At 44.5% G+C, this 20,860-nt stretch carries 17 protein-coding genes; 10 read left to right on the top strand and 7 right to left on the bottom strand.

Annotated features, from left to right (window positions below; translation table 11 throughout):
* Positions 1–34: 34 nt before the first annotated feature.
* A complete protein-coding gene (locus FTU86_RS08955; RefSeq protein ID WP_180036971.1) occupies positions 35–1,222 on the bottom strand; it encodes an MFS transporter in 1,188 nt (395 codons plus the stop codon).
* Between the two features lie 266 nt (positions 1,223–1,488).
* Here FTU86_RS08955 and cgtA point away from each other — a divergent pair, with 266 nt between their 5' ends.
* The 3 genes from cgtA to FTU86_RS08940 all read left to right on the top strand — a co-directional run bounded on the left by cgtA (position 1,489) and on the right by FTU86_RS08940 (position 4,444).
* Positions 1,489–2,700, top strand: coding sequence for an Obg family GTPase CgtA (gene cgtA / locus FTU86_RS08950; protein WP_005176732.1), 1,212 nt, complete (start codon positions 1,489–1,491; stop codon positions 2,698–2,700).
* 29 nt (positions 2,701–2,729) lie between these two features.
* The gene (gene proB / locus FTU86_RS08945) at positions 2,730–3,863 is read left to right on the top strand and encodes a glutamate 5-kinase (RefSeq protein ID WP_005176735.1); all 1,134 of its coding nucleotides are present in this window, start codon (positions 2,730–2,732) and stop codon (positions 3,861–3,863) included.
* Positions 3,864–3,928: 65 nt separating this feature from the next.
* Positions 3,929–4,444, top strand: coding sequence for a hypothetical protein (locus FTU86_RS08940; RefSeq protein WP_168406711.1), 516 nt, complete (start codon positions 3,929–3,931; stop codon positions 4,442–4,444).
* Between the two features lie 537 nt (positions 4,445–4,981).
* Here the strand turns inward: FTU86_RS08940 and FTU86_RS08935 are convergent.
* Entirely contained in the window at positions 4,982–5,689 is a 708-nt protein-coding gene (locus tag FTU86_RS08935; RefSeq protein WP_180036970.1) for an SIMPL domain-containing protein, read from the bottom strand.
* Positions 5,690–6,162: 473 nt separating this feature from the next.
* Here FTU86_RS08935 and FTU86_RS08930 point away from each other — a divergent pair, with 473 nt between their 5' ends.
* The 7 genes from FTU86_RS08930 (at position 6,163) to sohB (ending at position 15,873) form a co-directional block, all read left to right on the top strand.
* Complete coding sequence (locus FTU86_RS08930) at positions 6,163–7,536, top strand: diaminobutyrate--2-oxoglutarate transaminase (RefSeq protein ID WP_005176742.1); 1,374 nt, start codon at positions 6,163–6,165, stop codon at positions 7,534–7,536.
* A gap of 3 nt (positions 7,537–7,539) precedes the next feature.
* Positions 7,540–9,072, top strand: coding sequence for an aspartate aminotransferase family protein (locus tag FTU86_RS08925; RefSeq protein WP_180036969.1), 1,533 nt, complete (start codon positions 7,540–7,542; stop codon positions 9,070–9,072).
* Between the two features lie 597 nt (positions 9,073–9,669).
* A complete protein-coding gene (locus tag FTU86_RS08920) occupies positions 9,670–10,695 on the top strand; it encodes a substrate-binding domain-containing protein (RefSeq protein ID WP_005176746.1) in 1,026 nt (341 codons plus the stop codon).
* A 101-nt stretch (positions 10,696–10,796) separates the two neighbouring features.
* Positions 10,797–12,176, top strand: coding sequence for a phosphate ABC transporter permease subunit PstC (pstC, locus tag FTU86_RS08915; RefSeq protein WP_180036968.1), 1,380 nt, complete (start codon positions 10,797–10,799; stop codon positions 12,174–12,176).
* Positions 12,176–13,570, top strand: coding sequence for a phosphate ABC transporter permease PstA (gene pstA, locus FTU86_RS08910; RefSeq protein WP_160241466.1), 1,395 nt, complete (start codon positions 12,176–12,178; stop codon positions 13,568–13,570). Before pstC ends, pstA begins: the two co-directional genes overlap by 1 nt.
* Before the next feature lie 13 nt (positions 13,571–13,583).
* Positions 13,584–14,513, top strand: a complete 930-nt coding sequence (gene pstB / locus FTU86_RS08905; protein WP_005176754.1) for a phosphate ABC transporter ATP-binding protein PstB — start codon at positions 13,584–13,586, stop codon at positions 14,511–14,513.
* 397 nt (positions 14,514–14,910) lie between these two features.
* A complete protein-coding gene (gene sohB / locus FTU86_RS08900; RefSeq protein WP_075174762.1) occupies positions 14,911–15,873 on the top strand; it encodes a protease SohB in 963 nt (320 codons plus the stop codon).
* Positions 15,874–15,903: 30 nt separating this feature from the next.
* Here the strand turns inward: sohB and FTU86_RS08895 are convergent, their stop codons facing one another.
* The 5 genes from FTU86_RS08895 to FTU86_RS08875 form a co-directional block, all read right to left on the bottom strand.
* Positions 15,904–16,542: a DUF2238 domain-containing protein gene (locus FTU86_RS08895; RefSeq protein ID WP_180036967.1), complete on the bottom strand. Its 639-nt coding sequence runs from the start codon at positions 16,540–16,542 to the stop codon at positions 15,904–15,906.
* Between the two features lie 150 nt (positions 16,543–16,692).
* The gene (gene purB, locus FTU86_RS08890; RefSeq protein ID WP_005176761.1) at positions 16,693–18,081 is read right to left on the bottom strand and encodes an adenylosuccinate lyase; all 1,389 of its coding nucleotides are present in this window, start codon (positions 18,079–18,081) and stop codon (positions 16,693–16,695) included.
* Between the two features lie 50 nt (positions 18,082–18,131).
* A complete protein-coding gene (gene hflD, locus FTU86_RS08885) occupies positions 18,132–18,863 on the bottom strand; it encodes a high frequency lysogenization protein HflD (protein ID WP_005176767.1) in 732 nt (243 codons plus the stop codon).
* Positions 18,864–18,877: 14 nt separating this feature from the next.
* Positions 18,878–20,011, bottom strand: a complete 1,134-nt coding sequence (mnmA, locus tag FTU86_RS08880; RefSeq protein WP_075166642.1) for a tRNA 2-thiouridine(34) synthase MnmA — start codon at positions 20,009–20,011, stop codon at positions 18,878–18,880.
* Between the two features lie 4 nt (positions 20,012–20,015).
* Positions 20,016–20,501, bottom strand: coding sequence for an NUDIX hydrolase (locus tag FTU86_RS08875; RefSeq protein WP_005176771.1), 486 nt, complete (start codon positions 20,499–20,501; stop codon positions 20,016–20,018).
* Between the last annotated feature and the right edge of the window lie 359 nt (positions 20,502–20,860).

Raw genomic sequence — 20,860 nt, 5'->3', positions numbered from 1 at the left:
GAATGAGTCATGAGCAGTGATGAATCAAAATATTTTAAGCCTGTTTCATCTTTTTAAAATCAAAACGGTCAATCACTAAAATACCAAGCGCAAAGACTAGTCCAAGTGCCACACAGCCAATCCATTCAAAATGTTCCCAGGCATACACCGCACCGAGTGAACCAATGGCTGCCCCTGAAAAGTAAATGGTCATATATACCGCATTAATTCTTGAACGCGCTTTAATATCAATCCGATAGACCAGGTTCTGGTTTAATACGTGAAATGCGGTCAGGCCAAAATAGCTCATCAGTACCCCAATCGCGTAGACCACAATATTCTGCTGGGCAAAAAACAGCGGAATACAGGACAACAGCATCAGGGAAATACATAGCGTCGCAACCAGATTTTCCTTGCCTTGTCCCACGGTTTTCCCCGACCAGCTGGCCGAATAAATCCCGATCACGCCAAGTAAGCCAAACAGGCCAATTTCAAAATCACTAAAATGATAAGGCGCGCTGCCCAAGACAAAGGTCATTGAGGTAAAGACCATCGACAAAATACCGAAGCCCAAGGCGCCGGCACAGGCACGGCGAATTAAATGCGGATGATGCTGCGCCAGTTTAAATAAGGAACGGTAAATTCCCATCACCGTTAAACCGGATTGTGGCTCGGTATTCGGCAGTTTGTGCCACATCAGCAGGGCAAAGCCCAAGGTCAGCATTCCGCTAGATAAATACACACCTTCCCATGACCAGTAAGTCGATACAAAACCGGCAAAGGTGCGCGACAGAATAATCCCCATTACCAGACCACTCATCAGTTTACCCACAATGGCAGCACTCGATTCCGGCGGACTAATGGTCGAGGCAAACGGAATTAACACCTGCGCAGAAATCGCACCAAAAGTGGCACATAAGGTAAAGAAATACAGTCCAGACAGGCTGCTGCTCAAAGACAGCAGGATTTGTGAAATTGCCGCGAAGACCATCAGACTAACAATTAGCTTGCGTTTATTGAGTAAATCACCCAGTGGCACCAATAGCATAAGTCCTAAACCATAACCAATTTGCGCGACTACTACAGCAAAGCCGGCTTGACTGGTGCTAATGCCCAGACTTTTTTCAATTGAATAAATGAGTGGCTGGTTAAAATAGGCAGAACCGGCACAGAGGCCACAGGCCAGCGCCATCAGTAATACAAATTGAGGGGACAGCACTGGCGTGGCGGTTGGGGAGGACATAACAATTTCTCAAGTCAGCGAGTAGCACACTATAGGTGTTGTGGACTGAAAATAGAAATAAGAAAAAACAATCATTTGATTGCTGAATATCATGCTTGGAAAAAAATAAGCGCTGTCCGGTTTTAGCTAGATTGCGCTTTTTAGATGGCGACACACAAATTGTAAAAAGAATTGTGAGCACAATAGATTTGCTGCATAAATTATTCGAGAAATCCTTTAAAATATGGCAGAATAGGCGGTTTTAAAGTTTTTAGAGGATTGGCAAGATGCGCTTTGTTGATGAAGCAGTCATTACCGTAGAGGCTGGCGACGGTGGCAATGGCGTAGCCAGTTTTCGCCGTGAAAAATTCGTACCATTTGGTGGTCCAGATGGTGGTGATGGTGGTCGTGGCGGTAGCATTTATATTCAGGCCGATGACGACACCAGTACACTCGTAGATTATCGTTATACCCGTAAATTCCGTGCTGAGCGCGGTAAAAATGGTGCAGGCGCAAACTGTGCTGGCCGTGGTGGTGAATCTGTGGTGCTGAAAGTACCGGTAGGCACCACGATTGTAGATACAGATTCTGGTGACATTATTGCTGACTTGGTCGAAGACGGTCAGAAAGTACTGGTTGCCCAGGGCGGTGATGGTGGTTTGGGGAATACTCACTTCAAATCATCGACTAACCGTACCCCGCGTAAATTTACCACAGGTGTGAAAGGTGAATTCCGCGAAATCCGTTTAGAGCTGAAAGTGCTGGCAGATGTTGGCTTACTGGGTATGCCAAACGCCGGTAAATCAACCTTTATTCGTGCAGTATCGGCAGCAAAACCAAAAGTTGCAGACTATCCGTTTACCACCATGGTGCCAAACCTGGGTGTGGTCGATGCCGATCGTCATCGTTCTTTTGTGATGGCCGATATTCCAGGTCTGATTGAAGGTGCGGCAGAAGGGGCCGGTTTAGGGATTCGCTTCCTGAAACACCTGGCGCGTACCCGTATTCTGCTTCACATTGTCGATGTACAGCCAATTGATGGTTCAGATCCGGCACACAATGCCCGTGCCATTTTGAACGAGCTGGAAAAATTCTCGCCAACGCTGGCCAAATTGCCAGTAGTCTTGGTGCTGAACAAGCTCGACCAATTACCGGAAGATTCACGCGAAGAATGGTGTAAACATATTCTGGAAGAACTGCAATGGGATGGTCCGGTATTCCAGACCTCGGGCCTAATGTCTGAAGGTACCAAAGAAGTGGTGTACTACCTGATGGATCAGATTGAACAGCAACGCGAACGCGAAGTTGAAGATCCAGACTATGCAGCAGAAATGAAAGCCTTCCGTGATCAGCTTGAAGCTGAAACACGCGAGCAAACCATCGCCGCTAAAGAAGCTTATCGTGAAATGCGTCGTCAGCAACGTCTGGCGGGTCAGGGCGATGACTTCGATGATGACGATGAAGATGATGGCGAAATGGAAGTATATTACGTACGTTAAGCTCTTGATGAAGAGTAACTGAGGACAAGATGATAGAAGTGGTAGATGGGCAACGTCAGCTCCAGGGTTGTAAACGAATCGTTGTTAAAATCGGATCATCTTTACTCACAGCAAACGGGAAAGGCTTAGATCTGGATGCAATTTCGCATTGGGCGAATCAGATTGCAGATCTGCATAATGCAGGACACGAGATTATTCTGGTGTCCTCCGGTGCTGTGGCTGAAGGCATGGTTCGAATGAAACTAGAGAATCGACCCACTGATCTACCCAGTCTTCAGGCTTGTGCGGCCATTGGTCAAATGGGCCTGGTACAAACCTGGTCCAGCGTGCTGGAAAAACACGACATTAAAACTGCGCAAGTGTTATTAACTCATGATGACCTGGCAGATCGTCGCCGTTATCTCAATTCATGTGATGCCTTGCAGCACCTGATTGACTGGCGCGTGATTCCGGTGATTAATGAAAATGACACGGTTTCCACTGATGAAATCCGTTTTGGTGATAACGATACCCTGGCAGCTATGGTGGCCGGACAGGTACATGCGGATCTGTTGATTATTCTGACCGATCAGCAAGGCATGTTTGATTCTGATCCGCGCTCTAATCCAGATGCCAAACTGTTCCATACCGTACGTGCTTTAGATGAAAGCCTGTTCGATATGGCCGGTGGCGGTGGCAAGTTTGGTCGTGGCGGTATGCTGACCAAAGTCCGTGCTGCGCGTTTAGCGGCCAAATCGGGCTGTCCAACCTTAATTGCCAGCGGTGAAAGTGATAATGTACTGGCCCGTCTGATGGATGGCGAAATGCTCGGTACGCTGTTTATTACCGACAATGATCGTATCACCGCACATCAGCAATGGCTAGCGGCGCATCTGCAAACCGCAGGCCGTCTGGTATTGGATGAAGGTGCGGTAAAAGCCATCAAGGAAAATCATCGTAGCCTGTTACCGGTGGGTGTACGCGCCGTGGAAGGGCATTTCGAGCGTGGTGATGTAGTGGAATGTGTCGATCGTCAAGGCCATCGGGTGGCTGTCGGGCGGGTGAACTTTAGCTCGCGTTCAGCAGACATTATTAAAGGTCTGGCCTCGGACAAAGTGCATCAGGTGTTAGGTGAAGCACGTTCGCTGGAAATGATCCATCGCAATCATATGGCGATTTATTAATTTTTCGTATATAAAAAAAGACAGTCCTTCGGGGCTGTTTTTTTTATTGTAAAAGAGTGAGATAGATGTCAAAAGAAGAAAGATTAAATTCATTTAGTATCGAAAATATGCGCATCTTTGCATGTGGATCAGCGTTATTGAGTTTAATTTTTATCTTCATTACAGATTATACCTATGCTTTATGTTTGGGGCTTGGTTCGGTATTTCTATTTTTATTCGCGAACTTCAGAAAAAGTTTTAGTGCTGAATTACCACGATCTTTCGTTTGGTTGAGCTTTATTGTTATTATTATCGTTTCAGTAATGGTGGGTTCTAAAGTAGGCAGTTATATAAACAAATCAGCGATGCAGCAAAAAATGTGCGGGCAGGTAGAAAACATATATATTCCTACACGTAAAGGCATTGAAACATTTGATTTAGTGAACCATAAGCAGCATGTGAAAAAACTACCTTATTATCGTTATAAAGATCAGATTCAAGAAGCAAATCATCAAATTTGTATCATCTACTCGCATGCAGAACATTGGGATCAGCATCCTTATATTCATACTTTAAGTGCAAATAAAAAATCCCGTGTATAAACGGGATTTTTTGATTTCTATTTATCGAATCCATTTTTTACGAATCAATACGCCAAATAACTGGTGATGTATCCATAAAATTCCATCCATTAATTTTTCTGAATATTTCCACCATAAAAGCAAACCTATCAAATTGACTATTAAAACAACCAATAATGCACCGAGCATATCAATTGGGAAGTGTACACCGACATACACCCGTGATCATGCCACTAAAATGGCAATCCAAATTAAGACTTTTCCAAATGCACGTTGTGGTGAAAAATAATAGGAAAAAGCAATACCACTAAAAATACTCATGTGATTACTTGGGAATCAGCCCGTTGGTGAATGTTCCATCAGCGTATTTCATAGATATAACTCAAGGCAATGTCTCAGAAAAGCTGTATTTAAAGTACGGTTTTCAGCCAGCTGGCACGATTCCTCAGTTTGCTTTAAGTCATACGGGTGAGTTAGCAGCCACCCAACTGTTTTATAAGTTGATTTAAACAACATTCGGCAGATGAGGGCTACCGAATATTGCACAATCAGTTATCGTTATTTCATCTGAATAGCACCATTTACCACGACTGTAATGCTTGATTCACCGGCTTGTAGTTCTTGTTCTGGTACAGCGACATCGGCAGAAGATGCTGCTTTTAGCATTGCCATACGTGGGATCGGTTGGCTGCTATATTGGTTGGTATTGATGTTTAAATTAACCACCTGATAATTGGCTTTATTCCATGCTTGAGTCAAAGTTTTTGCCCGTTGTTGGAAGCTTTTGGAAGCTTCAATCATCAGTTCATTTTCAACATTGGTACGTTTTTCATTGGAAATAGAAAAGTTCAAGGATTGGGTCTGGAAGTGCTGTTGTAATTCAGCAATTAATTGAGATGTCGCTTTAAAATCTTTTGATTCTAGACGAATCTGGGCACGACCACGCCATTCTTTCAATTTACGGTTGTCATTGTCATAAATAGGGTAAGTACTTTGTGCCCCAGTCTCGATTTTCACAGTTGGATATTTGCGTGCTGTGGCAATTGCTTGATTCATCAGCTGGTTAATTTGAGTGGCTAGTTCAGCCGGCTGTTTGTTGGATTTTTCAATATAAAGCACAGCATGCATTTCATCATTTGAGATTTCACGGCTAGCCTCTGCTGAAAGATTAACAACATTATAATTCATGGATTCGGCAGGAGCTGCAAATGCGCCTGTGGCGAGGGTGCTGGCAAGGATCAAACTGGTAAGTGCTAAGAGACGCATGAAATTGTCCTGTTTTTCTTAAAATTGGCCATCTAAGCCGTTGTTAAAATATTAAATCTCAATTGTGATCTTTTTACGAAATATTTGTGGTAAGAGTGTTAAGTTTTCGATTATTTTTTCTGTAGTTTTAAAGTTTAATTATTTTAAAAATTATATATTTATTAATGCATTATTAAAGTAATTGCAAACTTTTCTGAAAGGCTACAAAAAAGTATAAAAGAAGCTGCTTTTCTTTCCTTTGTCACACGTTAAGATGATAATTTAGAGCTTAGACAGGCATGATATTTTTTTTCGATAAATTTTCAGGTAAATTGAGTTGAAAGTTATTTATTTTCCTGAAAAAAACTGTATCATCCGCCTCTCCTAGTTACTGAATAGAAAATTGTCTAACTAGATTATATAAAGCACCGAGTCAAAGGACCACAAGTCACCCGACTTATTTCTTCAACCCATATCAGAGATGGTAATTCGATATGAGCGTTACTTCTGTAAACCCTGCCACCAATTCCACAAACGAATACTACTTGACTCGCCAAAGTCAGATGGAATCGAATGTGCGTAGTTATCCTCGTAAATTACCGTTAGCGATAGCGAAGGCACAAGGTTGCTGGGTTACCGATGTTGAGGGTACGACGTACCTAGATTGTTTAGCTGGGGCAGGTACATTGGCTTTGGGCCATAATCATCCTGCGGTGATTCAAAGTATTCAAGACACCATCGCGAGTGGTCTTCCTTTACATACTTTAGATTTAACTACACCTTTAAAAGATGCATTTACTGAAGCGCTTCTTGCTTACCTGCCAGGTGGTAAAGAAGAGTATTGCTTGCAGTTCTGTGGTCCATCTGGTGCAGATGCAACAGAAGCAGCAATCAAGCTTGCAAAAACATTTACCGGCCGTAGCTCTGTAATCAGCTTCTCAGGTGGCTACCACGGTATGACTCACGGTTCGCTGGCAATGACAGGTAACCTGTCTGCCAAAAATGCCGTAAACGGTTTAATGCCGGGCGTACAATTTATGCCGTATCCACATGAATACCGTTGCCCGTTGGGTCTTGGCGGTGAAGCAGGTGTGGATGCACTAACTTACTATTTCGAAAACTTCATTGAAGATGTGGAAAGCGGTGTTACTAAACCGGCTGCTGTAATTCTTGAAGCAATTCAGGGTGAAGGCGGTGTGGTTACTGCGCCTACCAAATGGCTGAAAAAAATCCGTGAAGTGACTGAAAAACACAACATCGTGTTGATTCTTGACGAAGTTCAAGCAGGCTTTGCGCGTTCAGGCAAAATGTTTGCTTATGAACATGCAGGTATTGAACCAGACGTAGTGGTTATGTCGAAAGCGGTTGGTGGTAGCTTGCCACTGGCAGTGTTAGGGATTAAACGTAAGTTTGATGCTTGGCAACCAGCAGGTCATACCGGTACTTTCCGTGGTAACCAGCTGGCAATGGGTACTGGTCTGGCGACCATCAACACCATTAAAGAACAAAACCTGGCGCAAAATGCGCAAGAGCGTGGCGACTTCCTGCAAGCTGAACTGAAAAAACTGGCAGTTGAATTCCCATGTATCGGTAACGTACGTGGCCGCGGTTTAATGATTGGTGTTGAAATTGTAGATGAGCGTCAGGAAAAAGACCGTTTAGGTGCTTATCCTGCAGATTCACAACTGGCTGCTGCAATTCAGGCTGCATGTTTTGACAACAAACTGTTGTTAGAAAAAGGTGGTCGTGGCGGTACGGTAATCCGTTTACTTTGCCCGCTGATCATTAATCAGGAAGAGTGTGTAGAAGTGATTGCCCGCTTCAAGAAAGCTGTGGCTGAAGCACTGAAAGCAGTACGAGGCGCATAATACATGGTAGATTTTGCAGAACATCGTAAAGCCTTACTCTGCAATGATGCTCAATCTATTGCTGACTATGAGTCAGCAATGGACCAAGCGACAAAAGCTGTCGCAGCATGGTTGCAAAACGATAAAATGTACACCGGTGGTAGCATTAAAGAGCTACGCAGTGCCATTTCATTCAATCCATCGAAAGAAGGTCTGGGTGTACAGAAATCTTTAGAGCGCATGGTCGAGCTGTTCCTGAACAAGAGCTTGAAAGTTCACCATCCGCATTCACTGGCGCATTTGCACTGTCCAACCATGGTGGCCAGCCAGATCGCAGAAGTGTTAATTAACGCCACTAACCAGTCCATGGACTCATGGGATCAAAGCCCGGCCGGTTCATTAATGGAAGTGCAGTTAATCGACTGGTTACGCCAAAAAGTCGGTTACGGTTCAGGTCAGGCCGGTGTATTCACTTCAGGTGGTACGCAGTCTAACCTGATGGGTGTACTGCTGGCGCGTGATGCCTGCATCGCGAAAAACTGGAAAGATGAAAACGGCAAGCCGTGGTCAGTGCAGCGTGATGGTGTACCGGCGGATGCAATGCGTAATGTCAAAGTTATCTGTTCTGAAAACGCACACTTCTCTGTGCAAAAGAACATGGCGATGATGGGCATGGGCTTCCAGTCTGTGGTGACCGTTCCTGTGAATGACAATGCACAGATGGATGTGGTTGCACTTGAGAAAACCATGGCACACCTTCAGTCTGAAGGCAAAATTGTGGCATGTGTGGTGGCAACTGCAGGTACAACCGATGCGGGCGCGATTGATCCATTAAAAGAAATTCGTGAAATCACCAACAAATATGGCGCGTGGATGCACATTGACGCGGCGTGGGGTGGTGCACTGATTCTGTCGAATGACTATCGTTCTATGCTCGATGGCATCGAATTGTCGGATTCTGTGACGCTTGATTTCCACAAGCATTATTTCCAGACCATTTCATGTGGTGCGTTCTTGTTAAAAGACGAAGCCAACTACCGTTTCATGCATTATGAAGCTGAGTACTTGAACTCTGCTTATGATGAAGAGCACGGCGTACCAAACCTGGTATCGAAGTCACTGCAAACCACGCGTCGTTTTGATGCCTTGAAATTGTGGATGACAGTTGAAGCCTTGGGCGAAGAGCTTTATGGTTCAATGATCGATCATGGTGTGGATTTAACCCGTGATGTTGCTGCTTATATTAGAGCAACAGATGGTCTTGAGCTGCTGGTAGAGCCGCAATTTGCATCGGTATTGTTCCGTGTGGTGCCTGAAGGCTATCCGGCTGAATTTGTCGATGCCTTGAACCAGAACGTCGCAGATGAACTGTTTGCGCGTGGTGAAGCCAATATTGGTGTAACCAAAGTGGGTCAGGTTCAGTCATTGAAAATGACCACGTTAAGCCCGGTTGCAACACTAGACAACGTGAAAAACCTGCTGGCACTTGTACTGGCAGAAGCAGAGCGTATTAAAGCTTCAATTGCAGATGGTACTTACACACCACCAATCGCTTAATCGCATGCTGCAAAGAAAGAGAGGCCTACAAGGCCTCTTTTTTTATCTCGGGTCATTGAATTGAAAAAAATGAAGATGAATGTCATGTATCTGTTAACAAGCCAAACGGGCCAAAAGAAGGGGATAGAAATGAATAAAGTGGCTGAGTACAGTGAAGTGATCAATTGGCTGAGAACGTGTGTTTCAGGCAACAGATGAATATATTAAGTTTAAGAAAAACAATCAATTTCGCTTTTTATAGAATATCGGGTGATTGTCATCAACCAGAGAGAATTATGACAATTGTAAGAAAGCGAACCGGTGCTGGATTGGCATTTTGTCATATTTTTACAGCGCTTTCATATTTTTTTAGACATCTTTCGAAATTTTAATAAGGTAGTGAAATGTTATTAAAATCATTATCTTAAATTAATATTTTGATATAAAGCAGGCTTCTAGAAACTATAAAAACAAGCTGCAAAATAAAACATCATTAAAGTGTCATAAAGGTGTAACTTTATTGTCATATTTTAAACTCACAATGCACATAACGAAATAAGTACAAAACTTAATAAAAAGTGGCGTACTCCGAATTTGCATAAATTGAGAGAGAACAGAATGCGCTTTACCAATATCGCACTTGCATTAGCACTATCTGGGGCAGCTGTAGCAACAACTGCGAACGCAGCTCGTGACACCATCCAAATCGCTGGTTCTTCTACAGTATTGCCATACGCAAGTATTGTAGCAGAAGAGTTCGGTAACACATTCCCACAATTCAAAGCGCCTGTTGTTGGTTCTGGCGGTTCTTCAGGTGGTTTGAAACAATTCTGTAACGGTGTGGGCGATAACACAATTGATATCGCAAACTCATCTCGTCAAATTAAAGATTCAGAAATCGCTGCATGTAAAAAAGCAGGCGTGAACCAGATCTTAGAAGTTAAAATTGGTTATGACGGTATCGTATTCGCGTCAAACTCAAACAAAGCTGCTTATAAATTAAAACCTTACCATGTATTTGCTGCTTTGGCTGCTGAGCTTCCATCGAAAGGTAAAATGGTTGCTAACCCATATACACGTTGGAACCAGATTGACAAATCACTTCCAAACGAACCAATTACTCTGGTAATTCCAGCATCTAACCACGGTACACGTGAAGTGTTCCAGGAGAAAATGGTTGATGCAGGTTGTGAAGCTTATGCAGCAATCAAAGCATTAGACAAAGATGCGAAGAAAAAAGCATGTACAACTTTCCGTAAAGATGGCCGTGTGATTGAAATCGCTGGTGACTACACTGAAACACTGGCACGTTTAAGAACTTCTCCAAGTGCAGTGGGTGTATTCGGTCTAGGTTTCTATGACCAAAACCGTGACAAGCTACGTGTTGCAACTGTAAACAATGTTGCGCCATCTGAGCAAACAATCCTGAACGGTTCTTACCCTGTTTCACGTCCATTGTTCTTCTACGTGAAAGGTGAGCACCTTAAATCAATCAAAGGCCTACAACAGTACACAGAATTCTTCTTAAGCAAGAAAGTATCTGGTAAAGGTTCTAAGTTAGACAAAGCAGGTCTGATCTCTTTATCTGACAAAGAACGTGCGCAAATCCTGGCGAACTTCAAAGCAGGTAAAGCTGTTAAATAATTGTGGTTAAAACAGCTGATGGCAGGGTTTCCTGCCATCAGCTTTTTGCGAAGAGAAATGTTTTTTCAAATAATGAAAATTGAAAAAACGGTGGAGAATACATGAATCTGCTACTCATAGGTGTGTTACTGGCAATTATTGCCATAGCCTATCAAATCGGGTTAAGCAAAAGCCGTAACCTAGCAGGTAAGGGAAATAATTCTGCAATGTTGCACTCACGCCCTGGTTATTATGGTGCGTTGGTGGCGTTGTGGTGTGCGATCCCTGCTTTTTTAATTTTGATTGTTTGGAATCTGGTTGAACCAACCATTTTGGAACAGGTAGTACTGAGTCATGTACCGGCAGATGTTGCTGCCAACCTGAATGCAGCCAGCACCAGCGTTCTGGTAGACCGTGTGCAAGCACTGGCTTCTGGCTTTGGTGTCACTGATACACCAGCCGCCTATGAACTGGCAGCTGCTGAACAATTAGCAAAATTTGAAACCATTGGTTCTTATATCAAACTGGCCGTTGTGATTTGTGCAGCGTTAATTGGTTTGCTATGGGCGAAAAAACGTGTCTCTCAACAGTACCGTGCCCGTAACCAGGTTGAAAAGATCATTAACATTTCTTTAGCCCTCTGTTCTGGTGTGGCCATTCTGACCACCGTTGGTATCGTGATGTCGATGTTCGGGGAAGCCATACGCTTCTTTAGCTTCGTCAGCCCAATGGACTTCTTCTTTGGTACCCAGTGGAACCCAGGTTTTAGTACCACCGGTAGTGCCGATGGTGAATATGGTCTGTTACCGCTGTTATGGGGAACCTTGCTGGTCAGTGCGATTGCATTGCTGGTTGCAGTACCTATTGGTCTGATGATTGCCATTTACCTGGCAGAGTATGCATCTTCGAAATTCCGTTCATGGGCAAAACCGACCATTGAAGTGTTGGCCGGTATTCCGACCATTGTATATGGTGTATTTGCCTTAATGATTATTGGTCCATTCCTGAAAAGTGCCGGTGCACTGCTGGGTATTGATATCAATGCTACCAGTGCTTTAACTGCCGGTCTGGTAATGGGCATCATGATCATTCCATTTGTATCGTCTTTATCTGATGACATCATTACCCAGGTACCACGTGCTCTACGTGATGGTTCTTTGGGCCTGGGTGCGACTAAGTCGGAAACCATTCGTAAAGTGGTGATGCCGGCTGCCTTGCCAGGGATTATCGGTGCCTTCTTGCTGGCTGCATCTCGTGCAATTGGTGAAACCATGATTGTGGTCCTGGCCGCAGGTAACAGTCCGTTACTACATGCCAACCCGCTAGAAGCGGTTGCAACCGTGACCATGACGATTGTTAACCAGTTAACCGGTGATACCGACTTCGCAAGTCCGCAGGCATTGGTGGCGTTCGCATTAGGTTTAACCCTGTTTGTTATTACCCTGTGTTTGAACATTGTGGCACTTTACATCGTGCGTAAATATCGTGAGCAATACGACTAATGAGTACTTCAAATACTACTTCAATGGATCAACAACCGCTTGATCCACGGGCGGCCGCTGAATTACGCGCACAACGTAAACAGAAAATTGAAAGCTCGTTAGCAAAACGCCATCGTAAAGAAAGCACTTTCCGCATGTTTGGTCTGGCCTCGGTACTGGCAGGTTTATTCTTTGTCGTGTTACTGTTCGGCAGTATTCTGGCCAAAGGTTTACCGGCATTCTGGCAAAGCAGTATGGCAGTGCCAGTCTACTTTGACCCAAGCATTATTAATGTGGGCGCCCAGCCAAAACAGCAGGCAGGCGAATCTCCGGCGCAGTTTAATGACCGTATGATTGCTTGGCAGACTGAAATGGGTATGGTCGATTGGGATGCGCTTATCGTTAATGGTATCGTCGCTAAAGATGCGGCGCTTGAAGCCAAGCGTGATGATTTAGGCTACATGTACACCAGTTCTGAAACCTATCGCTTACGTGATATGGTACTGGCAGATCCATCACTGATTGGTCAAACCAAAGAAGTGAAAATTCTGGCCGATGCCAATGTAGATGTATGGCTTGCGGGCAATATTGACCGTGACCTGCCGGCAGAACAGCAGCAGCTAAGCCCGGAAATCCGTCAGCTGGCAGATGATCTGAAAGCCCAAGGTATTATAGAAAATACTTTCAATACCAACATCTTTGTCAGCCCGGACTCGCGTAGTTCGCCTGCAACTTCTGGTTTGGCTGGTGCCTTCATGGGTTCATTGTTCATGATGCTGATCGTGATCTTTATCTCGATTCCAATTGGTGTGGCATCTGCAATTTATCTGGAAGAATTTGCACCAAAAAATGTCATTACTGATATTATTGAAGTGAACATTAACAACCTGGCCGCAGTTCCATCGATTGTATTTGGTCTGTTGGGTGCTGCCATCTTCATTGGCTGGATGCATTTACCGTTATCTGCGCCATTGGTGGGGGGTCTGGTTCTAAGTTTAATGACTTTACCGACTGTAATTATTACCACACGTGCTTCACTGAAAGCAGTGCCGCCATCTATTCGTCAGGCTGCATTGGGCTTGGGTGCATCACGTCTACAAACCGTATTCCATCATGTATTGCCACTGGCATTACCAGGGATTTTAACCGGTGCGATTATTGGTGTTGCACAAGCATTGGGTGAAACCGCACCACTTCTATTAATTGGTATGAGTGCCTTCGTTGCGAGCGTACCGGCATCTCCATTTGATCAATCTACCGCATTACCGGTACAAATTTTCCTATGGCAGGGCAATGAATTGCGTAACTTCTTTGAAGGACGTACCGCTGCCGCCATTATCGTACTTCTTGCACTCATGATCGGCCTGAACAGTCTGGCGATCTGGTTACGTAAGAAATTTGAAGTACGTTGGTAATTGAGGGCAAAATATGACTACTGTATTAAGCACAGACAAACCGAATTCCTTAGAACAGGATAAAGCAGTGAATCCAGAGCAAACACAATTTACGTCAACTGAAGGCGAAGAACACAAACAGCCTGCAACTTCGTTTGTGTCTCAGTTTGATACCCAGGCGGCGAGCAAAAAAGAAGCCAAATCGAACAATGTCAAACTCAGCACCTCCGATGTTCATGTGTACTATGGTGAATCTGAAGCAATTAAAGGCATTGACCTGAACATTTATGAAAATGAAGTCATTGCCTTCATTGGTCCATCAGGTTGTGGTAAATCGACTTTCCTTCGTACCTTAAACCGGATGAATGACACCATTGATTCATGCCGCGTTACCGGTAAAGTCATGCTGGATAATCAGGATATTTATGATCCGAACCTGGACGTGGTGTTGCTACGTGCTCAGGTGGGTATGGTGTTCCAGAAGCCAAACCCGTTCCCGAAATCAATTTTTGAAAACGTAGCTTACGGCCCGAAACTGCACGGTTTGGCGCGTGACAAATACGATCTTGAAGAAATTGTTGAAAACAGCCTGCGTAAAGCTGGTCTGTGGGATGAAGTTAAAGACCGTTTAAGCCAGCCAGGTACCGGTCTATCAGGTGGTCAGCAGCAACGTTTATGTATCGCGCGTACCATTGCGGTTTCACCAGAAGTCATTCTGATGGATGAACCATGTTCCGCACTGGACCCGATTGCAACTGCAAAAGTTGAAGAACTGATTTCTGAACTGTCTACCCAGTACACTATTGCGATTGTTACGCACTCGATGCAACAGGCAGCGCGTGTATCAGACCGTACCGCATACTTCCACCTGGGTGATCTGATTGAAGTGAACTCGACTGAAAAAGTCTTTACTCAACCAGACCATCAATTAACGGAAGCGTACATTACAGGTCGTTTTGGTTAATTGCCAACCGCTGTATATCAAAAAACCGCAAATCAATATTTGCGGTTTTTTTATGGCTCTGGTTGAGGGGTAGGGGGAGGGTCATAGCGGATCTGGTGGATTATCCATCTATCAACACGCTTAAAACAAAGCTCAAAATAGATTTCAGTTTGAAGGGCTGAATCCGGAGCAGATCATTCCATCTGCTATCCAGTTGGTGGTTTTAATGTTGAGCTTTCCCAGCTTTTAAAAATCCCGTCCTGTTCAACAGGGCTGTATTTTTTAGTTGTTGCAAAAATGACACTACGGTTAACACTGAAGTAGATTAAATTAAGCAAATAAATGCGCTAATATTGAATTCTCAATATCCGCCCTCATCTAAAGTTGAGCCAAAATAAAATTGAGAACAGATTTTTATATGTTATTTCATTCCCCAAAACTACCTGCCGAAATTCGTATCCGTCATTTAAATGCGCGTATTAACGAACAACGAAAAAAAATAGCGCAGACTACGGCCTCCAAACTGGAGCTGTTGCAATTTAGCCAGCAATTGTCCAAAGAGGCACGCCTGCGTAAAAAGAATAACCAGAAAATTTACGTACTCGATTTTAAAGGGGATATGGCCGCCTCTGCGGTAGAAAATCTGCGTGAAGAAATTACCTTAATTCTGGCCACCGCCAAAGCTGGACGTGACCGCGTGGTGGTACGTTTGGAAAGTCCGGGCGGGATGGTACATGGTTATGGTTTAGCCGCTGCACAACTGGTACGTCTGCGTGATGCCGGTTTTCATTTGACCATCTGTGTTGATAAGGTCGCAGCCAGCGGTGGCTATATGATGGCTTGTATCGCCAATGAAATTATCTCTGCACCGTTTGCTATTGTGGGTTCAATTGGCGTAGTGGCACAGGTGCCAAACTTTAACCGCCTGCTGAAACAGCACAATATAGATTTTGAACTGTATACGGCTGGTCAATACAAACGCACCGTGACCATGTTTGGTGAAAATACCGAAGAAGGCAAGGCCAAGTTTGAAGAAGAGTTGCAACAAACTCACAGCCTGTTCAAGCACTTTGTTGAAAAGTACCGTCCGCAGCTCAATGTTGAAAAAGTCGCTACAGGTGAACACTGGTATGGTCAGGATGCTTCCGATCTGAACCTGGTCGATAAACTGCAAACCTCAGATGAATACCTGTTAGGGTTATTGCCACAGCATGATGTTTATGTCATTGAAACCCGTCGCAAGCCAACCTTGGGTGAAAAACTCGGCCTACAAGCCGCACAGGTGGCAGATTCTCTGGTACCTGCGGTCATGAATAAAGTCATGGATACTTTAAGCAAAGCCAGTGCCAACCTGGTGCAAATGCGCGATCCTAAGCTCTAATCCAATTTTGTCCTGAAACATGAAAAGCACTCAATCGAGTGCTTTTTTTCTGTCTTTGTATAAGTTCCAGCTTCCTGCCAGAATCGCGCCGAGCGTAGCCAGGAGCATATCTTTATGTGCATCCCAGACATCACCTTGCTGACCGTTATAATTTTCAGCCGCTTCCGGGGAGAGGGTTACCGCGAGTAACCATTCCAGCCATTCGTAAATCAAACTGCTGCTCATGACCCATTGCACGACCAGCAGAAAAATCACCAAGTCTTTGGCTTTTGGAAAGCAGAGCCGATGTAAGCGGAAAAACAGCGGGTAGAGCAGCACCCCATAGGCAAAATGCACAAAGCGATCATACATATTGCGTTCCCAGCCCAGCCACTGATTTAAATCAAAGCCGAAGTATTGCAGCAGCCAGTCGTTATAGGGCACATAAGAATAGAGATAATGCGCGCCTAAAATATGAATCAACAGAAAGATGAGATAGAAAACAAAACTGGAAAAGTTTAGACCGACTTTTTTGAAGAGCAATAGCAGCACAATTAGCATGAGGATCGTTCCAACCTGATGTAGCACATAGGCTGAAAATTCCATCGGGTTGATACTGGCAAGCAGCATGGTCAGGCCTAACAGGACCAGCATCAGCCAATGTTTGGCTTGTAATTGGTAGTCGATCATTCTGGTTATAGGATTGGGATTTGTAATTATCATAATAAAAAAGCGAAACCGGAGCTTCGCTTTTTGATGCTGAGTTTTTCAAAATTACACCCTCTTTATGTTGCTTCCAGAGGAAGAAAGAAGATGTTGTGAAAAACTCAAATCATTTCATTAGATTTTAGCAATCAAATCTTTAATTTGTTTTGCCTGTTCAGCGGCATTACCGGTGTAAGACGCAGGGGTCATTTCAGCTAAACGTGCACGATCCGCAGCCGGAACAGCTTCGAGTTCGTTACCGTTGACGAAGCTCACCATCATGTCGCGAGTCATCGCTTGACCACGAGTCAGCGCTTTTAATTTTTCGTATGGTTTTTCAACGTTGTAACGACGCATAACCGTTTGAATCGGTTCAGCCAATACTTCTTGTGCATTGTCCAGGTCTTCCAGAATACGGTCAGCATTCAGTTCTAGTTTACCAATACCTTTTAAGCAGGCTTCAAATGCGATCAAGCTCTGTGCAAAACCAACACCCATGTTACGAAGTACAGTTGAGTCGGTTAAGTCACGCTGCCAGCGAGAAATTGGAAGTTTTTCGCCCAGGTGCGCAAGAACAGCATTGGCAATACCCAGGTTACCTTCAGAGTTTTCGAAGTCAATCGGGTTGACTTTGTGCGGCATGGTTGAAGAACCGACTTCGCCTTCTTTCAGTTTTTGTTTGAAGAAGCCCAGCGAGATATAACCCCAAACGTCACGGTTAAAGTCGATTAAGATGGTGTTGAAACGACGCAGCGCATCAAACAGTTCCGCCATATAGTCATGCGGTTCAATTTGCGTGGTGTACGGGTTGAAAGTTAAACCTAAAGATTCAACAAATGCTTGTGAATGTGCAGGCCAGTTGATGTCTGGATAGGCAGACAGGTGAGCGTTGTAGTTACCCACTGCACCGTTGATTTTACCCAGCAGTTCAACATTGTTGAATTGCTTGATTTGACGCGCTAAACGGTACGCCACGTTGGCCATTTCTTTACCCAAAGTGGTTGGGCTAGCTGTTTGACCGTGTGTACGAGACAGCATGGGTTGATCAGCATGTTTTTCAGCCAGCGCCACAATTGAGTCAATGATTTGCTGCATAGATGCAACCAGTACATCACGGCCGTTTTTCAGCATTAACGCGTGTGACAGGTTGTTGATGTCTTCAGAAGTACAAGCAAAGTGAATGAATTCACCGGCATTTTTCAGCTCGTCGATGTTGGCGATTTTTTCTTTCAGGAAATATTCAACCGCTTTAACGTCGTGGTTAGTGGTACGTTCAATCTCTTTAATGCGGTTCGCATCTTCTTCAGAGAAATTTGCCACAATCGCATCTAAGGCCGCATTGGTTTCTGCAGAAAAAGCTGGGACTTCAGTAATTTCCGGACGGTTCGCAAGCGCTTGTAACCAACGCACTTCAACAGTCACACGAGCATGGATTAAACCAAACTCAGAAAGGAAAGGACGAAGAGCATCACATTTGCTCGCATAACGTCCATCTAATGGAGAAAGTGCAGTTAAAGCGTTCATAACGATTCCTTAAACTTTGGAACTAAACCTAAAACAAATGTCCGTACAGATCAGACCACCTGATACTGTAAACGGGCAAGATCCTGAATATCTTGAAGCAGTTTGCGTTTGCTAAAAATCATCGCCCATGAGCTGCCACCGAGTTGACGCCACAAATGTGCCATTTGCAGGCCGGTAAATAGCGAGGCACGAATACGGTTGGTATGGGCAGAATCTTTAAAGGCCTCGGCATTGCCACGCACCATAATCCGCGGATTAATCTGTCCGGCAGTATCCACATAGGTTTGGGCAAGATTGGCGAGAATACTTGGATGTAAATAATTATTATCAAAAAAAGACAGCTGTTTTAAGATTTTTTGCTGGGATTGCTCAATAATTTCAACAAATTGCGGATTACTATAGACTTTCTTTTCCAGTTGCAGCAACGCCATGGCATAGGACATCGGCAACTTGGCATTGGACATTTTCGGTAATCTGGATTTGGGTGAAGTGGTAAACGGATGGGTAATGCTATTTTCGAGGGTTTTTAAACCAAGGGAGATATCGGCCAGCTGACTAAAAAAGTCCAAGGTCTGGCCACTCTGATTATTACTTGGACGGATATTTAGGCTGGCCTGAATCAGGCGCTCCAGATAAAAGTTACCGCTATCGCCAATGCTTTGTCGGCCAGTCAGTGCAGTCATGTGGGTCAGCTGCGTGGCTTGAAACACAGCAGCGAGGGCCAAAGCACGATTCTGGCGAACATTCAGAGTTCGAGGCTGTTGAAACGGTAACTCTGTCATGCCGAAACAATCCTTTAAACAAAATCCGGGTGAGGGGCATTGGTATGATGGATCACGCCACCCCCTAAGCACACTTCACCTGCGTAGAACACCACGCTTTGACCTGGTGTTACTGCACGTTGTGGCTGATCAAATTCAACACGTACACCATTTGGTGTTTCTGGATCTTTAAATAATACGCAGTCTTGGTCAGGTTGGCGATAGCGGGTTTTTGCCGTGCAGCGGAAACCGGTGTCAGGAATATCCTGTTCACCTGCGACCCAATCAATGGATTCGCTCCACAGAATCGTGCTTTGCATCAGTGGATGATCATGACCTTGACCAACCACCAGACGATTGCCGGCTACATCTTTATGCAGTACAAACCAGGCACCTTCAGCTGCACCTTTCATGCCGCCAATACCAATACCACCGCGTTGACCGAGCGTATAGTACATTAAGCCGTGATGTTCACCAACCTCTTTGCCATCTTCCAGCACGATTTTTCCGGGTTGTGCGGGTAAATATTGTTTTAAGAAGTCATTAAAGCGGCGTTCACCAATAAAACAGATACCGGTGGAGTCTTTTTTCTTTGCAGTCGCCAAGCCCAATTCTTCTGCAATTTTACGTACTTGTGGCTTTTCAATTTCACCGACAGGGAACAGGGTCTTGTTAATTTCACGACCATGCACCGCGTGCAGGAAGTAAGTCTGATCTTTGTTGTTGTCGACACCACGCAATAAAGGTGCATATTGATCACCTTTAGAGTTGGTCATGGTTTCACCACGACGGCAGTAGTGACCCGTTGCAATAAAATCAGCACCCAGGTTAATGGCATGATCTAAAAACGCACGGAACTTGATTTCTTTATTGCACAAAATATCCGGGTTAGGGGTACGACCGGCTGCGTATTCTGCCAGGAAATGCTCGAAAACCCGATCCCAGTATTCCATGGCAAAGTTGGCGGTGTGCAGTTTGATGCCAATTTTATCGCATACGGCCTGGGCATCGGCCAGATCTTCCATGGCTGTACAGTATTCCGTGCCATCATCTTCTTCCCAGTTTTTCATGAACAATCCTTCAACCTGATAACCTTGTTGAAGGAGGAGTGCTGCAGAAACAGAAGAATCTACACCACCTGACATACCGACGATGACACGTTGTTGCATAGGATTAGGCATCCACACTATGAATTAAGGGAGAATTTTGGTGCTCGTAAATGAGCGATAAAGGATATTTTTGTCCGGTCTGAGCATCCTGTACGGCTTTAATCACCAAAGGACTGCGGGCGCGGGCCGATTCAAGCAGTTCATCCGGGCTCATCCAGACGGCACGGACAATACCAGTGTCTAGCTGTGCATCTGCATGATGGTGAATGGCTTCGGCCAGAAAGCAGAAACGGTAATAGGTACGATCTGGAAACATGGGCGGGGTATAGGTATAAATGCCCAGTAAAGCCTGAATACGTACATCGTATCCGGTTTCTTCCAGGGTTTCGCGAACCGCTGCTTCAATAATGGTTTCACCGGCTTCTACATGACCTGCAGGCTGGTTAAAGACGGTATGTGTAACGCCTTCAGTCTGTTCTTCTACGAACAGAAATTTACCGTCTTTTTCAACAACGGTGGCAACAGTCACATGCGCAGTCCAAGCGGTCATAAAAAAGCACCATGGGGTAAAACGCATATTCTACAAAATTTAGGGGGATGTGGCTATGAGGGAAGGGGATTTCTTTGGAGAAGATGTTTTTTGTGTTTGAGTAAAAAATTGTGTGAAACAAGGACTTAATAATGAGCGTGGAACATGAGAAATCCATAAAGAAGTTCAAATCAGGTGATTTTGACTTCTTAGTATGAGCTAATATGCTGATTTAAAAAGAGAAGTAAAAATATGTTATTCCCAAGTAGAAATGTCCTACCTAATAACCAAATAGAAATGTCCTATACAGACATTTCCAAGTCAAGCACAGGATTCAGATTTCGTTGTTGAATTGCTGTTTTCTGTGCTCGTCTACGTGG

This window comes from Acinetobacter sp. YH12155 (assembly GCF_013418255.1).
GTDB lineage: Bacteria > Pseudomonadota > Gammaproteobacteria > Pseudomonadales > Moraxellaceae > Acinetobacter > Acinetobacter indicus.
Note: the sequence above shows the minus strand (reverse complement) of the source record. Positions and strands in the feature narration are given on the sequence as shown.

Excerpts from the sequence above, each read along its gene's own strand:
- FTU86_RS08955 (WP_180036971.1), bottom strand. The coding sequence starts at position 1,222 with ATGTCCTCCCCAACCGCCACGCCAGTGCTGTCCCCTCAATTTGTATTA.
- cgtA (WP_005176732.1), top strand. The coding sequence starts at position 1,489 with ATGCGCTTTGTTGATGAAGCAGTCATTACCGTAGAGGCTGGCGACGGT.
- proB (WP_005176735.1), top strand. The coding sequence starts at position 2,730 with ATGATAGAAGTGGTAGATGGGCAACGTCAGCTCCAGGGTTGTAAACGA.
- FTU86_RS08940 (WP_168406711.1), top strand. The coding sequence starts at position 3,929 with ATGTCAAAAGAAGAAAGATTAAATTCATTTAGTATCGAAAATATGCGC.
- FTU86_RS08935 (WP_180036970.1), bottom strand. The coding sequence starts at position 5,689 with ATGCGTCTCTTAGCACTTACCAGTTTGATCCTTGCCAGCACCCTCGCC.
- FTU86_RS08930 (WP_005176742.1), top strand. The coding sequence starts at position 6,163 with ATGAGCGTTACTTCTGTAAACCCTGCCACCAATTCCACAAACGAATAC.
- FTU86_RS08925 (WP_180036969.1), top strand. The coding sequence starts at position 7,540 with ATGGTAGATTTTGCAGAACATCGTAAAGCCTTACTCTGCAATGATGCT.
- FTU86_RS08920 (WP_005176746.1), top strand. The coding sequence starts at position 9,670 with ATGCGCTTTACCAATATCGCACTTGCATTAGCACTATCTGGGGCAGCT.
- pstC (WP_180036968.1), top strand. The coding sequence starts at position 10,797 with ATGAATCTGCTACTCATAGGTGTGTTACTGGCAATTATTGCCATAGCC.
- pstA (WP_160241466.1), top strand. The coding sequence starts at position 12,176 with ATGAGTACTTCAAATACTACTTCAATGGATCAACAACCGCTTGATCCA.
- pstB (WP_005176754.1), top strand. The coding sequence starts at position 13,584 with ATGACTACTGTATTAAGCACAGACAAACCGAATTCCTTAGAACAGGAT.
- sohB (WP_075174762.1), top strand. The coding sequence starts at position 14,911 with ATGTTATTTCATTCCCCAAAACTACCTGCCGAAATTCGTATCCGTCAT.
- FTU86_RS08895 (WP_180036967.1), bottom strand. The coding sequence starts at position 16,542 with ATGATCGACTACCAATTACAAGCCAAACATTGGCTGATGCTGGTCCTG.
- purB (WP_005176761.1), bottom strand. The coding sequence starts at position 18,081 with ATGAACGCTTTAACTGCACTTTCTCCATTAGATGGACGTTATGCGAGC.
- hflD (WP_005176767.1), bottom strand. The coding sequence starts at position 18,863 with ATGACAGAGTTACCGTTTCAACAGCCTCGAACTCTGAATGTTCGCCAG.
- mnmA (WP_075166642.1), bottom strand. The coding sequence starts at position 20,011 with ATGCAACAACGTGTCATCGTCGGTATGTCAGGTGGTGTAGATTCTTCT.
- FTU86_RS08875 (WP_005176771.1), bottom strand. The coding sequence starts at position 20,501 with ATGACCGCTTGGACTGCGCATGTGACTGTTGCCACCGTTGTTGAAAAA.